Source organism: Sorangium sp. So ce204 (assembly GCF_051526795.1).
Taxonomy (GTDB): domain Bacteria; phylum Myxococcota_A; class Polyangia; order Polyangiales; family Polyangiaceae; genus Sorangium; species Sorangium cellulosum_B.
This window is the reverse complement of record NZ_CP150317.1, coordinates 2260809-2275773: the sequence shown is the minus strand read 5'-3', so window position 1 is coordinate 2275773 and position 14965 is coordinate 2260809. Positions and strand designations below refer to the sequence as shown.

Below are 14965 nucleotides of genomic sequence, written 5' to 3'. Positions count from 1 at the left end.
TGAGGTTGTACCCCCACCTGTTGGCCGAGAGACGGAGACGAAGAGCATGCCTCAGATGAACATGGTCCAGGCGATCAACGACGCGCTACGCCACGAGATGCGGCGGGACGCGCGGGTCGTCGTGCTCGGCGAGGATGTCGGCAAGGTCGGCGGCGTGTTCCGCGTGACCCAGGGCCTGTTCGACGAGTTCGGGGACGACCGGGTGATCGACACGCCGCTCTCGGAGAACGGGATCGTGGGCACGGCCATCGGGATGGCGCTCTACGGGCTCGTGCCGATCCCGGAGATCCAGTTCGCCGATTTCATCTATCCCGCGTACGACCAGATCGTGTCCGAGCTGGCGAAGTACCGCTACCGCTCGGGGGGAGAGTACCCGTCCAAGCTGGTCATCCGGACGCCGTTCGGCGGCGGCATCCGCGGCGGGCACTACCACTCGCAGTCGCCCGAGGCGCAGTTCATCCACGTGGCGGGCCTGAAGGTCGTGTGCCCGTCGAACCCGGCCGACGCGAAGGGGCTCTTGCTCTCGTCGATCCGGGATCCGGATCCGGTGCTGTTCTTCGAGCCGAAGCGCATCTACCGCGCCGCGAAGGGCGACGTCCCCGAGGGCGAGTACACGGTCCCGCTCGGCCAGGCGAAGGTGGTCCGGCCGGGCTGGCACGTGACGCTCGTGGTCTGGGGCGCGATGCTCTACGAGGCGCTCGACGCGGCGAACCAGGCGGCCGCCCAGGGCGTCGAGTGCGAGGTGATCGACCTGCGCACGCTGTGGCCGCTCGACATCGACACGGTGATCGAGTCGGTGAAGCGGACGGGCCGGTTCATCGTCGTGCACGAGGCGCCGAAGACCTGCGGCCTCGGGGGCGAGCTCGTCGCGCTGGTCAACGAGAAGGCGTTCCTCCACCTGGAGGCGCCCCCGGTCCGGGTCACGGGCTTCGACACCCCGTTCCCGTACACCCTCGAGAACGAGTATCTCCCTCTGTCCCATCGTATCCTTCCGGCGATCCTGGAGACGGCGAGGTACTGACGCATGGGCAAGTACGAGTTCAGGCTTCCGGACATCGGCGAGGGCGTCACCGAGGGCGAGATCGTGACCTGGCTGGTGTCGCCGGGCGACATGGTCGCCGAGGACCAGCCGATGGTCGAGGTGATGACCGACAAGGCGACGGTGACGATCACGTCGCCGCGCACGGGCAGGATCGTGGAGACGCGGGGCAAGGTGGGCGGGGTCGTCCCTGTCCACTCGGTGCTCGTCGTGTTCGACCTCGACGACCGGCCTGGGGCGGCGCCGCCGCCAGCGTCGGGGGCGGGGGTGCGCCAGGCGGCTGCGAAGGCCGGGGCTGCGGAGCCGCCTGCGGCGGCCGCGAAGTCCGGGGCCGCGGAGCCCGCGGCGACGGCGGTCGGCGACATCCGGGAGGACCTCCCGGGGATGAACCTGGTGGCGCCGGCGCGGTCGGCGTGGGCGAACGGCAGCATCGGCGCGGGGTCGCGCGCGGCGGCCTACTTCAACGAGAAGCCGCTCGCGACGCCCGCGACGCGCAAGCTGGCGCGCGACCTCGGGGTCGACCTGCGGCGCGTGCCGCCGACGGGCCCGGCGGGCCGCGTGACGAAGGACGACGTGCGGGCGCTCGAGGCGCCCGAGGAGGCGGCCCCGGCGCTGCCCGAGGCGGCGCCCAGGCGGGCGGCCCCGGCGCTGTCCGAGGCGGCGCCGAGGCCGGCGGCGGCGGGACTCGGCCAGCTGGACGAGGAGCCGGGGTACGGGGCGGCGCGGCCCGAGGGGGAGCGCGGCCGGGGGTTGCCCTTGGCGCCGGGCGACGAGCGCATCCCGCTGCGGGGCGTGCGCAAGCGGATCTTCGAGGCGATGTCGCGGTCGAAGCACACGGCGGCGCACTTCACCTTCGTCGAGGAGTGCGACGTCTCCGCGCTGAAGGAGCGCCGCGCGCGCCTGCGGCCGCTGGCCGAGAAGGCGGGCGTGAAGCTCACGTTCCTGCCCTTCTTCGTGAAGGCCGTCGTCGCGGCGCTGAAGAAGCACCCGATGCTGAACAGCGCCTTCGACGAGGCCGCGCAGGAGATCGTCGTCAAGAAGAGCTATCATATCGGCATCGCGTCCGCGACCGAGGCCGGGCTCATCGTGCCTGTCGTGCGCGACGCGGATCGGCGGAGCGTGCTGGAGATCGCGCAGGAGATCGCGCGGCTCGGCGAGGACACGAAGTCGGGGCGGGTGAAGCCGGAGGATCTCGGCGGCTCGACGTTCACGATCACGTCGCTCGGCCAGCAAGGGGGGCTGTTCGCGACGCCGATACTGAACTTCCCGGAGGTCGCGATCCTCGGGATCCACCAGATGAAGCAGAAGCCGGTGGTGCGCGACGGGCAGATCGTGATCGGCGAGGTGATGCTGGTGTCGCTGTCGTTCGACCACCGGATCATCGATGGTCACGTGGGGGCGGCGTTCGCGTACGAGATCATCGGGTACCTGGAGGATCCGGATCGGCTGTTCCTGGAGATGAGCTGAGCCGCTGCTGCGCGCAGCGGCGGCCGCGCGGGGCAGCGACGCGCCCACGGCTTGTCGCGCGCGGCCGGAACCGGCAACATCGCGCGCCGTGATCGCGATTCCCAAGACGCTCGAGGACGCGCTGCGCGACCGGTTCGTCGTGCCCTTCGTCGGCGCCGGCGTGTCCATGGCCGCGCTGGACCGGAACGGGAAGCGGATGTTCCCCAGCTGGGGAGACCTGCTCCTCGGGGCAGCCGCGCGCCTCCGCGAGGACGGCAAGCGGCCCGAGGCCAACGTCGTGGAAGGGCTGCTGGAGAAGCGGGCGCCCGACTACTTCGAGGCGGCCCGGCACGCGCGCGAGGGCATGGGGCCGGGCTGGTACCGCTACCTCCGCCAGGTGCTCGATCCGCCGGGCAATCGCATCGACACCGGATCTCTGTCGCTCGCGCGCGCCGTCTGGCAGCTGCCGAGCAGGCTGGTGATCACGACCAACTACGATCAGATCCTGCGCTACGCGCTCGACGATCCGAACGATCTCGTGCAGATCAGCGTCGACGCGACGGCGGAGCTGTCCGCCATGCTGCGCGACGAGATCGATCGCCCGACGGTCTGGCACCTGCACGGCTTCATCCAGCAGCCGCAGCGGCTGATCCTGACGCCGGACGGCTACCGCGAGCTGTACCCGAGCCAGGAGGACGAGGTGCGCTACCGCGGCGCGCTGCAAGCGCTGCGGCACCTCCTTGCGGCGCGCACGTTCCTGTTCGTCGGCTTCAGCCTCGACGACGCGATGTTCGGCAACCAGATCGCGTGGGTCCAGGAGGCCTTCGGCGGCGCCGCGGGGCCGCACTACATGCTCGTCCGGGCGCGCGAGCTGCGCGATACGCAGCGGCGCCTGAGGGACCTGAGCTGCATCGAGTTCCTGCCGTTCGAGGAGTTCGGTGATCCCCTGGTGGCGCTCGTCCACGCCCTCGGTTCCGCCGGGAACCGGGAGCCCACCACGCCGCCGCCGCTCATGGCGGGCGCCCCTCGGCCCACCGCGCACCTCGAGGTGGCAGCCGCGCCGTCCCCCGCCGGGCCCCTCGCATTCCTCGCCGACGAGGTCGAGGTGATGGTCCCTCCCGTCACCCGGGTCGCACACCGCTCGCTCCTCACCGAGGCGGCGCCCGCCCCGCGCGCCGCCGCCGCCGCGACGCCTCGAAGCCTCGAGACGGCCGCGGGGGACGGCGGCATCGACATGGCGCTCGTGAGGCAGAGCTATCGGCTCGTCCACCAGTATCAGCGCAGCGTCTTCGATCGGCTGGCAGAGCTGTCCGATGCGCTCGCGGGCATCGGGCTCGCGTTCGAGCGCTGGGATCCGTCCCTGTTCTCGCGTCACCCGAAATCGACCACCGAGTTCTTCCGCCGCAAGTACTGGGCCTGGGATTTCCTGCCTGCGTATCGCCTCCAGCTCGTCTGGCAGTCATCGGCCAGCACCTCGCGGAGCGTGGTCCTCGAGGTCGTGTCGGACACGGGCTTCACGCGCAGCGGGGGTGATGAGCCGGATCCGACGCGCTTCGGCGGCGCGCGCGCGGCGGGCTCCGAGCTGCAGATCAGCCTGATGCGCTCCTCCGTTCGGAACCTGCCATGGAACCAGATCTGGTCGTCCTTGAGCGAGCAGGAGGACACCATCTACGACGGAAACGATCACGACCTCGACGCCGGCGGGCGCCCGTGCACCTACCGCTACCTCCGCGTCGATCTCGGCGCCGCGCTGGACAAGGAGGCGTTCAGCGAGCGCGTCATCGCCCCTGTCACCGCCTGGCTCGCTCGGTGATCGAGATCCTCGGACGAGCGCGCCCCGCGCGGGCGCAGGGGGCAGGAGGCTGAATCGATATGCTGTTCGGCGATCGGCTGGACTTCGCCATCGAAGCGGACGTGGAGCCCAACCTGGAGCCCCCGAGCGCAGTGTGGGGGCGCATGTGCGTCTGGTGCCGCGGCGTGGCCCTCGGAGACCTCGGGGAGTCGCACTGTGCGCTGTACCCGGCTTACCGCTCCTTTCGCTGGCTGCCCTCCAACCTCGACCGCCTGTGGTCCGAGAAGCTGGCCGGGCTGGACGACATCGCTGCCTGGAACTTCCTCGACGAGCAATTGTACGGCCATCCAGGAGACGTCGAGGTGCCCGATACCCGAACGGCCGAGGAACGCCGCCGGGACTGGACGTTCTGGAGCGCCCACGATTTCCTGACCAACTGGGGCGAGCAGTTCGGCGGATGCAAAGCATTCATCCTCTGTCCGCCCGGCGGCTCGGTTCGCATCCTCTCTCGCGAGCTACCCGGGCACATGGGCCGCGGCGTGGAGGTGTCGCGGGCCGGGCTCGTTGCGGCCGCCGAGGGGTTCACACGCTGGTTCGAGCAACAGGCGCGGCGTCTGGAAGGTGGTCGGGTCTAGCGCATGGCGCGCACGGAATGCAGCACCCAAGGTCCGGCTGCGCAGCGCGGACGCGGAGGATCTCGTCGCCCGGCACGGCGTCTCCGTCCGGCAGCTCTCGAGCTTCCCACTCGACCAGCCGGTCGCAGTGGACGTGGATCACGGGCTCTCCGCATCGTCTGCTGGCGGCCGCGTCTGATATGCTTCGACGGCGCCCCGCCAGGCTCGACATGGTTTCTCGTCCGCATTCCAGTCCCTGGTCTCATCCATCCAGCGCCCCCAGCCCGGCGCCCACTTTCCCACGCCTTCATCCCAGTGTCGCACATCACCGGATTCGTACAGGCGCACGTGCCCCCCGAAGATCTCCCAGACGCGGCAGGAGAGCGTCGGCGCTGGCGCCTCCCGACCGTCACGCGCTGCGAGGCGTCGCTCCGCGTCGGTGCGGGCCTCTGACTCATTGGTATAGAGCGCGATCTTCGACCGCCGCTCCGCCCAATCGCCGCGGCCAAGGAAGAACATCGTCGCGGTCGACCGGATCAGATCTGCAGGGGTGGACTCGAAGCAGATATCCGCGAGCTCCGCGACTGGCCCAGGGTCCACCACGCACCACATGCGCTCGATCTTCATGCCGTCTCCTCCTGCTGCCGCTCCGACGCCTCGCTCGCCGCCCGCGCGGCCTTCTTCCCTGTCCCGCGTTCGTCCGCGAAGGCCGCCGCTCGGCCAGCGGGCGCGTTACGACATCGGCGCAAGCTACCCCAACGGCAGCGCAATCGTCCCGAACAAATTGACCATGGAGGTCATCGATCGCTCCACCGGACGCAGCGACCTCATGTCGTTCTCGAATCCAGACGGAAGCGGCTCGAACGTTACCTCGGAGAAACACCGCGGGGCTGCGTTGCTCGGCAGCAACGGTCGAGAGCGGACTCGAAGGGGCGATGTCTCGTCGAGGTCGGCGGCAAGCAAGACGCGCTTCGCGTTGACCTCTATGTGGGCGCCGGCCTCGATCCCGCGCTCTTGCCCGAGGCGGACGCGCCTCAGGCTGTCCAGCCACGCCTGACCGCCGGAATCCGAGGCGAGCGCGCCGGAGACCGCCAGCAACGCTAAAAAAATTCCTCCCGAGCACGATCGAACAGGCGCGCGCGAAAGCCGCGAAACCGACCTGCCCTCCGTCGCGTAGCACCATCGAACGACGCGCCACGAGCCATCGCTGGTGGAGGCGGGCGCCCGCGCCCGCTCCGGTCTCAGGGGTGTGCCGGAGGACCGATCGCCGCGACGCCGCTCGCCGCGGCGGAGGCGATCCAGGTCGCGTCATCTCAATCACCGCTTCTGGAGGATGGTCATGAAGATTCGGAATCGCACGCTGTCGGCTCTGCCCCTCGTCCTCACCCTCGCCGCCGCTTGCGGCGACGGCGAAGGCGGCGATACCACCGGCGCCGGTGGCATGGGCGGGGGAGGCGCGAGCGGGCCCGGCGGCGGGGACGCGGCCACGAGCTTCGACGTGACCCTCGAGAACGTGACGCCCGCGCGGGATTACCGGGTGGCCGGCGTGTTCGACACGCCCGTGGGCGAGAGCATGCCCGGGCCGCTCTTCCCCGAGAAGAGCTTCGAATTCCGCGTCGGCGCCCTGCCGGGCGACAGGCTGTCGTTCACGACCATGTTCGGGCAGTCGAACGATCTGTTCTATGCGCCCGATGGCGCCGGGATCGCGCTCTACGACGAGTCGCGCAAGCCGGTGAGCGGGGACGTGACCGACCAGGTCCTGCTGTGGGACGCCGGCAGCGAGGCCAACGAGGAGCCGGGCGCGGGGCCGAACCAGGCGCCCCGGCAGAGCGCCGCGAACACGGGCGCTCCGGACCCGGACAACACAGTGCGGCTGGTCCAGGATGGCTATACCTACCCGGCGGTCGAGGAGGTCATCCAGGTGACGGTGACGCCGGAGCCGGGCAATGAGTTCACGATCCGGATCACCAACATGTCGGAGGTGGGGACGCTGATGCCCGAGGGCGGGGAGCCGGCCGCCGTGCCGCTGTCGCCGGGGCTCTTCGTGGTGCACACGATGGACAACCCGCTGTTCACGGTCGGGCAGGCGTACCCCGACAACGGGCTGGAGGCGCAGTCCGAGGACGGGAACCCGAGGATGCTGCACGAGGGGGTCATTCCCCGCGCGGGGCTGACCTCGCCGGTGGCGCCGGGCGTCGCGGTGGTGCACGGGCCCGGAGCGCCCCTGTTCAGGACGGGCGAGGCGGACCGGGGCAAGGGCCTCGAAATGCTGGCCGAGGACGGGAATCCGACCACGCTCGCGGCGTCGCTGGAGGCCGAGGTCGGGGGCGAGAGCGGGATCTCGTCGGTGCTCGTCTACAACACGCCCGTGGGCGCCTCGGCGCCGGGGCCGCTGCTGCCCGGCGCGAAGTTCAGCTTCACGGTGACCGCGCGGCCCGGCGAGCGGCTGAGCTTCGCGTCGATGCTGGGGCAATCGAACGATCTGTTCTTCGGGCCGAGCGATGCGGGGATCGCGCTGTTCGACGCGAGCGGCGAGCCGGTGAGCGGCGATGTCTCCGACCAGGTCACGATCTGGGACACGGGCACCGAGGCCAACCAGTGGCCCGGCGTGGGCCCCGACCAGGCGCCGCGCCAGGCCGGGCCGCAGACGGGCGCCGACGATCCCAAGGACCAGGTGCGCAACGTCGATGACGGCTATCTGTATCCTGCGTCGAACCAGATGCTGAAGGTGACCATCACCCCGGCGCGGTAGCGGGGGCGCGAGCGGCACCCCAGGGCCGCTGGACCACGGCCCGGGGGTGCCAGGCGGCCGCGCGGGGCGCCTCCGCCCAGCACTGCCATGGTGGCGCCTCCTCAGGGGCCTGCCGCCTACGGAGGAGCCTGCCGGTGCTGGATGGCGTGCTCGGCCTCCATCGTATACCGGCGGCTCTCGGCCTCGTCGGGCTCGAGCCCGAGCTCACCATAACGATAGGCCATCGCCAGCGCCTGGAGCGCCGCCGGGTGCTCCCGCTCGCCAGCGCTCTCGTAGAGCTCCACGGCTCTTCTGTCATTCCTCGGCACGCCCGCGCCCGCGCGATACGCGTTGGCGAGCAGGAACATCGCGTCCGGCGACCCTCCGCGCGCCGCGCTCTCGAACCAGCGCGCAGCCTCCGCGGGGTCCGCCTTCACGCCATCGCCGTTCTGGCTCATCACGCCGAGGAAATACGCGGCGCTCGGGTGCTGCGAGGGGACGGCGCGCAGCAGCCAGGCGCGGGCGCGCGCCGCGTCCCTGGGGACCGACGGGAGCCCCTTCAGGTAGACCCTTCCGAGCGACACCTGCGCCTCGACGTCTCCCTGCTCGGCCGCCCGCGCGAGTGAATCCATCCCGGCGAGGACCTCCCCGGGATCCGCCAGCGTGAGCAGGCGAAAGCCGAGCGCCCGCGCCTCCATGCCGCTCGAGGGCGGCGCCCCGGGGCGCGACGGCGGCGAGGGCGCCGCGGCGGCCGTGAAGCGCTCCACCTCGGGACGATCGCCCTCGCGCAGCCCTCCAAGGGACAGGACAGCGGCGCCGCCGACCACGAGGACGCCGCCGACACGCACAGCGAGCCGCACGGGACGCGGGGCGCTCATCGGCTCAGGTCGATGGAGTAAACCGAGAGCATCTTGCCGCTGCCGTCATCCTGCGCGACGAGCGAGAGGTTGGTCAGCCCGGCGGCCTCCGCCTTCGGGAGCGCGTTCTGCGCGGAGGTGAAGGTCACGGGGCCCATCGTCGTGACCCGGGCGAAGCGCCAGCTGCGGGCAGAGCCGTTCTGGGCCCGCGTGAGGTTCTCGATCTTCTTGATGTACGTGATGAGCACGTCGCGGTTCGTGTCCGGCGCGGCGTAGATCGTCTTCGTGCCGTCGAGGCCTGGGAAGCTGCCGCCGCCGCTCGCGCGGTAGTTGTTCGTGGCCACGATGAACTCCGCGGCCAGATCCATGGGCTCACCGTTCCACTGGAGGTCCTTGATCCGGCCGCTCGCCTTCATCCCCGTGGGCGGGAGCGGTGGGTCACGTCGATCTCGTACGTGATCCTGCTGTCCGTGAACATGTCGAAGTTGTATCCGGGCATCGCGCTGTTGATGAGCGGCTGAGGCTCCGTCTTGCTCGGATCGATCGGATTGAAGCGCGTCGCGGCCCTCTCCAGCCAGTCGAGGATGTCCGCGCCGGTGACCTTCACCGCCTGGACCGTGTTCGCGTACAGGTAGAGATCGGCCGCGTTGTTGATCGCGATGCTCCCCGCCGGCACGTCGGTGTAGTCGTTGCCGCCCTGAAAGCCGGACTTGAACGGCGCGCTCACCGAGAGCACGGGGAGCGACGCGTACTGGGGCAGGTTCTCCTCGATATAGCGGGCGACGTAGTCGGCCTGGGCCTGGTTGACGATCTGGATCGCGCTGGCGTCCCCCACGTCGGCGAACATCGACGACATCGCGAAATCGCTCGTGCCGATGGGCGTCTTGACGTAGGCGACCGTCGCCTGGTGCTCGGCGTCGAGGAGCGGCGCGAAGGAAGCGTCTGCCGCGACGAGGACCTTCGTCTTGTCCGGCTGCGCGTCGCAGAGGGTCGCGAACGCGCAGGGCGCCCCCGTGCGCCAGCGCTCCATCGCATCACACGCCTCGGGGAGCCCCCCCTTGCAGGTCGTGGCGATCGGCCGGGCCTCGACGACCGTCTTCGCCTTGTCGACCGTCCAGCCCTCGCCGTCGTGGGTGAGCCCCAGCTTGATGACACCGAGGTGCTGGCCCCAGAAATTCGCCATGACGGCGGGGACGCCGGCGACCGTGCCCGCGTCCTTGTCGACCTGCGGCAGGCTGAACTGCGCCACGGTGCTGCTCGGGTTGGGGAAGATCTGGTGCGAGTGGCCCATGAGCATCGCGTCGATGCCGGGCACCTGGGCGAGGTGCCACGCCTGGTTCTCGAGGGTGGGCGAATACGGCGCGTCGTCGAGGCCGCCGTGGATGATGGCGACGACCAGCTCGGCCCCCCTGGAGCGGAGATCGTCCACCAGCGGGGCCGCGACCTCCTTCACCCCCTTCGTGAAGACCTTGCCGTCGAGCCATTTCTTGTCCCAGCTCAGGATCGTCGGCGGCGTGACGTCGATGAAACCGACCTTGACCACGCTCTCGATGGCGCCTCCGCCCGGCGCCGTCGCGGAGAGGGTCTTCTCGACGAGGACGGCCTTCGGGAAGAGCGTCTCGCTCGTCTTCAGGCTGAAGACGTTGGAGTTCACCAGCGGGAACCGAGGGCCCTCGCAGCCCGCCGATGCGGCGAGATCGAGCCCGTCGACGTCGAACGGGGTGTGGGTCACCTGCGAGAGAAAGGCGAGGCCGAAGTTGAACTCGTGATTGCCGATCCCGCCGACGTCGAACCCGAGGTGGTTCATCGCCTTGTAGATGGCCAGCGTCTCGCCGCACGCGATCGGCTCGACGAGCGCCTGATGGTCGGCGAGCACGGTGCCCTGGATCGTGTCGCCGTTGTCGATCAGGAGAGTGTTCGCGAACTCGCCCCGCGCCTGGTGGATCAGGGTCGCGGTGCGCTCGAGGCCAATCGATGGCTCAGCGACCAGCTTGAAGTAATCGAAGCCGAGGAGGTTGGTATGGAGATCGGTGGTCTCGAGCAGCGCGAGGTCGGCCGTGGCGCCGCTCGGCGTCGCGGGCGCCCCTCCCGCGCCGCCTCCCCCCTGGTCGCCGCCTCCCTCCCCGCCTCCTCCCTCCCCGCCTCCTCCCTCCCCGCCTCCCCCCTTGCCGCCTGAGCCTGAGGAGCTGGCGGAGCTGGAGGAGGGGCTGGAGGCCGATGCGCCTGTGTCGCCCTGGTCATCGCCGCACGCGGTCAGCGCGGTCATGGCCAGAATCAGCGACGAAACCGACGCCACCCGTCCGACTCGACCTGTCATCGTGAACACCTTTCCGAGCGCCGCTTCGGCCGATGCCACTCCGCGCGCCGCTGCGTCAATCCGATGGACGGCTGGTAACAGTCTCGTCAACGCTCGCCACGTGCGAAGGACCGCGTGGCCTCAAAACACGATCGTCCAACCCGGATTGCTCACCTGCTGCTTCGTATAGGACACGCCGTCGACCTTCAGCCCTTCGGCGTTGAGCAGCGTGATGAGCCCGCCCTTGTTGGAGAGGACCATCGGAGCCTGGACGACGACCGTCGTCAGCCCGCCCGGCTGAAGCTCTCCGGTGAGCGCCATCCTCGATTTGGCCTTGTCGGCCAGCGACCAGCCAGCGAGGTCGATCTTCCGGTTCGACGTATTCAACAACGTAACGGTCTCTCGCTCGGGTGTGCGCACGTCGTTCACGAGGGCGGCGACGATCCGCACGATCCCGTCGGGCTGCTCCACCGTGGGGAGCCCACCGCCTCCGCCGGCCACGTCCGACGGCGGTCCGGATACCGGGACGTCGAGCGTGTGCCCTGTCTTGTCGTCGGTGTGCCACGCCTGCGTCTGAAACTTCAGGAAGATCGCGACCCACTGGTCCCCACGCGGGAAGTGGATGAGGAGGCCGCCGTCCTGCCAGACACCATCATCCTTCTTGAAGCGGGCGTCGTTGCCCTGGTTCATGTGGATATCGTGGATGCCGTTTCCGGGCAGGAAGCCGAAGATCTTGTCCTTCTTCCCGTTCTCGGGGCCCCAGCGCTCCCCGAAGGCGTACAGGAGCGCCGTCTCGTCGGACATCGCCCGCTGCACGTAGTGATCGAGCTTCTCGTTGAGGTCGTTGTCAGGGCCCGGGGCCAAGAATGGCAGCGGGACGAACTCCGTCCGATCCAGGAGGTTTCCCCGGATGAAGTCGAGCCCGAGCCCGCCCGGCTTGCTCTCCAGCGGATGAAAGCCCGGCTTCAGCTCGTGGATCTCTTGAAGCAGCGGGTGCGCAAAATGGGACTTGACGACATATTCGACCTGGGAGCCGTCCTGCGACTGCACATTGACCGCGATGCGATAGTCTACCGTGTCGTCCACGACGTGGATCTGATAGTGCGGGTTCGCTCCCGACGCGAAACGCCGATCGATCACTGTACCCTTCAATACGCCATAGCTCTTCAGCGGCATGTTGCCTCCCGCATCCATCGGCTGAGCACGGCCGGTGCCCGCCTGTGAGATAGCATCAAAACCCTACTTCACTGCTTCGAATGGCGATGAATCATCCGGCATGCGCTCCCCCCTTGGAGCCGGTGACCGACGGATGTTGAATGGAACGCGCGACAGCGCCTTTTACACCATGTGAATCCGTCATTTCTTTGAAGTCAAGAGTGAACTGCCCGTGGACTCGGAAATTTCGCCGCCCTGTCACGCAATGGTCCATGCAGCGGAACGCCAGGGAGCTGACGCCGGAACCCCATCATCTCTCGAGCGGCCAGCGCCGAGCCGAGGCGCACGCCACTTAACTTACAGGCACATCAAATTCATCATGGATTCGCTCGCGCGGCGGAAGACGCGCTTCGAGTCGATTTCGGCCGCGACGGATCTCGCCGGAGCCGTGTTCGAGGTCGGCCGGACCGCTGCCGGCGCGGTTCGCCTTCACGGTCGACCCACCATCGTCTCACGGCCGGAGGGAGCCGTTATCCGCGGTACTCGCGCAGCGCCGTGCCCTGGGCGCGGCCCAGCATGGCGAATGCGCGGCGCTCCGCCTCCCAGAGGATTCGCTCCTCGTCGAGCGTGAGCAGCTCGTGGTCCTTCATGACGAGCCGCCCCGCGATGATCGAGTGGCGAATGTCGCTGGACCTCGCCGAATACACGATGTTGCCGACCAGGCTAGTGCGAGGCCGGGTGTGCGCGTTCCAGAAGCCGGGCAGGGCGATGAGATCGGTGCCATCGAGCACCTCGTCGGCGAGAAAGCCGGGGGGCGCCTCGCCAACAGCCACGATCGAGCCGCCCTCGATGGCGATATCGACCCCGCGGAGCACATCGCCGGCGTCGTTGAGGGTGATCACGTCGACGGCCTTGCCGAGGAGCGACGGCATGATGTTTTTACATCATTCTTTGCGCGAGGGCTCAAGACCCATGCGCGTTTTCACGACGGACGTGATGGCTCGTCGGGCGGCTGCGCCCGGCGCGCGCCGGGTCGGTCGCCGGCAGCTCCCCGAGGAGGTGGTCGATGCAGGTCCGGACGGCGGCCGTCAGGGCGCGATGCGAGCGATAGAGGAGGCTGACGCCGCCGGCCTCGGCCTCGTAGCCCTTGAGGACGCGGACGAGGCGCTTCGCGGCCACGTCCTCGGCGCAGAACACCTCCGGAAGCAGCGCGATGCCGACGCCCGCGAGCGTCGCGCGGTAGGCGGCGGAGGACTCGCTCACATAGAAGCGGGGCTCGAAGGCGACGCGTCGCCTCCGGCGCCCCTGCCCGAGCGTCCACGTGGCCATTCCGTCCGTCGCGTGCACCGCGATGCAATCGTGACGCGCGAGGTCCTCGACCCGGTGGGGAACGCCCCGCGCCTCGAGGTAACGCGGGCTCGCATACAGCAGCTTCCGCGTCGCCCGCCAGAGCTCTCGCGCCACGAAGTCGGTGGTGTCGTCCACGTGACCCGGGACGATCGCGATGTCGAAGCCCCCGGCGAGGAAATCGACCCGCCGTGAATCGATCTCGAGGTCGACCGAGACGCGGGGGTGCTTCGCGAGATAGGTGCAGACGGCGCTCGCCACCGCGGCGCCGAGGGCGATCGGCGCCACGATCCGCACACGCCCGCGCGGCTCACTCTGGAGCTCGCGGACGTGGTGCGTGCCTCTCGTGAGATCGTCGATCGCCCGCTCGGCGTGGCCGAAGTACGCGCGCCCGGCCTCGGTCAGGTCCAGCCGCCGCGTGGTTCGCTCGAGGAGCCGGACACCGAGCGCGGACTCGAGCCGCGCGATGCGCCGGCTCACCGTGGAGACCGGCACGCCGCGCTCGCGGGCGGCGGCCGAGAAGCTGCGCGTCCGGACGACGCGCACGAGGAGCGCGGCGTCGTTCAGGTCCAGATCGATTCGTGCGTCCACGGCAACAGTTCCTTCCCTCCAGGCACACTAATGCGCTCCGGTGGCCGCCGCTAGGCTCGACGACGTGAAGAAGCCCATCGTCACCGGGCCAAGCGGAGCACGGTGCGCCGCGCCCGCGTGATCCCTGGGATGACCGCGCAGGGTCGCTGCGCCGAACGCAGCAGGAGGAGATTGTCATGATCATCGTCACTGGAGCCAACGGTCACCTCGGCCGAGCCATCATGGAGCGGCTCCTCCAGCGCGTGCCCGCCGCTCGGCTCGGCGTCAGCGTCCGCGATCCGGAGCAGGCCAGCGCGCTCGCCGAGCGCGGCGTCCGCGTGCGCCGGGGGGCCTTCGACGACGCCGCGAGCCTGCGCCGCGCCTTCGAGGGCGCCTCGCATGTCCTGATCGTGTCCATCAACAGCACAGGCGAGGCCGCGGTGCGCCAGCATGAAGCCGCGCTCGAAGCGGCGCGCGCGGCCGGCGCCCGGCGCGTCCTCTACACGAGCCACATGGGCTCGAGCCCGGCGTCCCGCTTCGAGCCCATGCGCGACCACGCGGCCACCGAGGCCTCGCTGCAAAGGTCGGGGGGCGCTTTCACCTCGCTCCGCAACGGGTTTTATGCGGCGTCCGCGCTCATGCTCCTCGAGCGGGCGCTCCAGACGGGCAAGCTCGTCGCGCCAGAGGACGGCCCGGTCTCGTGGACAGAGCACGCCGACCTGGCCGACGCGGCGGTGATCGCGCTGACCGACGAGGCGCGCCTCGACGGGGTGACACCGCCGCTCACCGCCTCCGCGGCCCTCGATCTCACGGAGATCGCGGCGATCGCCTCGGAGCTCGTCGGGCGCTCGATCACGCGGGTGGCCGTCAGCGATCGCGCGTTCAGGGAAGACATCATGTCTCACGGCGTCCCCGAACACCGGGCGGACCTGTTTCTGGGCATGTTCGCGGCGAGCCGAGAGCGCGAGTTCGCCGCCGTGGATCCGACCCTGGAGCGCCTGCTCGGCCGAGCGCCGATGTCCATGCGCCACTACCTGACGGCGCGCCTGTCGCGCTGAGGCACGGGGCGCACCTCGAAGAGCAGGTCGTCTTGGGCCTGCTCCGAGCGGTCGTTTCGA

The 14965-nt window shown here is 69.7% G+C and carries 12 protein-coding genes and 1 pseudogene; 6 read left to right on the top strand and 7 right to left on the bottom strand.

From position 1 onward, the window contains the following. Positions 1-46: 46 nt before the first annotated feature. From WMF22_RS08600 to WMF22_RS08585, 4 genes are all read left to right on the top strand, one after another. On the top strand, positions 47-1021 hold the full coding sequence (locus tag WMF22_RS08600) for an alpha-ketoacid dehydrogenase subunit beta (protein ID WP_012234205.1): 975 nt from the start codon (positions 47-49) through the stop codon (positions 1019-1021). Positions 1022-1024: 3 nt separating this feature from the next. Next, entirely contained in the window at positions 1025-2506 is a 1482-nt protein-coding gene (locus WMF22_RS08595) for a dihydrolipoamide acetyltransferase family protein (RefSeq protein WP_438035438.1), read from the top strand. Positions 2507-2594: 88 nt separating this feature from the next. Beyond that, positions 2595-4298: an SIR2 family NAD-dependent protein deacylase gene (locus tag WMF22_RS08590; protein WP_438035437.1), complete on the top strand. Its 1704-nt coding sequence runs from the start codon at positions 2595-2597 to the stop codon at positions 4296-4298. A gap of 59 nt (positions 4299-4357) precedes the next feature. Next, on the top strand, positions 4358-4912 hold the full coding sequence (locus WMF22_RS08585) for a hypothetical protein (protein WP_437298618.1): 555 nt from the start codon (positions 4358-4360) through the stop codon (positions 4910-4912). Between the two features lie 138 nt (positions 4913-5050). Here the strand turns inward: WMF22_RS08585 and WMF22_RS08580 are convergent, their stop codons facing one another. Then, positions 5051-5518 (bottom strand): hypothetical protein, encoded by a 468-nt coding sequence (locus WMF22_RS08580; protein ID WP_437298617.1) that lies wholly within the window; start codon positions 5516-5518, stop codon positions 5051-5053. A gap of 123 nt (positions 5519-5641) precedes the next feature. Continuing rightward, the gene (locus WMF22_RS08575; RefSeq protein ID WP_438035436.1) at positions 5642-5989 is read right to left on the bottom strand and encodes a hypothetical protein; all 348 of its coding nucleotides are present in this window, start codon (positions 5987-5989) and stop codon (positions 5642-5644) included. Positions 5990-6230: 241 nt separating this feature from the next. Between WMF22_RS08575 and WMF22_RS08570 the strand changes: the two genes are divergently transcribed. After that, on the top strand, positions 6231-7643 hold the full coding sequence (locus tag WMF22_RS08570; protein ID WP_438035435.1) for a spondin domain-containing protein: 1413 nt from the start codon (positions 6231-6233) through the stop codon (positions 7641-7643). 116 nt (positions 7644-7759) lie between these two features. On the opposite strand, the gene WMF22_RS08565 is transcribed toward WMF22_RS08570, so the two are convergent. The 5 genes and pseudogenes from WMF22_RS08565 to WMF22_RS08545 all read right to left on the bottom strand — a co-directional run bounded on the left by WMF22_RS08565 (position 7760) and on the right by WMF22_RS08545 (position 13868). Continuing rightward, positions 7760-8500 (bottom strand): tetratricopeptide repeat protein, encoded by a 741-nt coding sequence (locus WMF22_RS08565; protein ID WP_438035434.1) that lies wholly within the window; start codon positions 8498-8500, stop codon positions 7760-7762. Then, positions 8497-10745: pseudogene (locus tag WMF22_RS08560) on the bottom strand (5'-nucleotidase C-terminal domain-containing protein). Before WMF22_RS08560 ends, WMF22_RS08565 begins: the two are co-directional and overlap by 4 nt. Positions 10746-10916: 171 nt before the next feature. Next, a complete protein-coding gene (locus WMF22_RS08555) occupies positions 10917-11951 on the bottom strand; it encodes a DUF2278 family protein (protein ID WP_438035433.1) in 1035 nt (344 codons plus the stop codon). Between the two features lie 509 nt (positions 11952-12460). Next, entirely contained in the window at positions 12461-12862 is a 402-nt protein-coding gene (locus WMF22_RS08550; protein ID WP_437298611.1) for a hypothetical protein, read from the bottom strand. 31 nt (positions 12863-12893) lie between these two features. Further along, the gene (locus WMF22_RS08545) at positions 12894-13868 is read right to left on the bottom strand and encodes a LysR family transcriptional regulator (RefSeq protein ID WP_437298610.1); all 975 of its coding nucleotides are present in this window, start codon (positions 13866-13868) and stop codon (positions 12894-12896) included. Positions 13869-14044: 176 nt separating this feature from the next. Here WMF22_RS08545 and WMF22_RS08540 point away from each other — a divergent pair, with 176 nt between their 5' ends. Continuing rightward, positions 14045-14905, top strand: a complete 861-nt coding sequence (locus WMF22_RS08540; protein ID WP_438035432.1) for an NmrA family NAD(P)-binding protein — start codon at positions 14045-14047, stop codon at positions 14903-14905. The last annotated feature ends 60 nt before the right edge of the window (positions 14906-14965 follow it).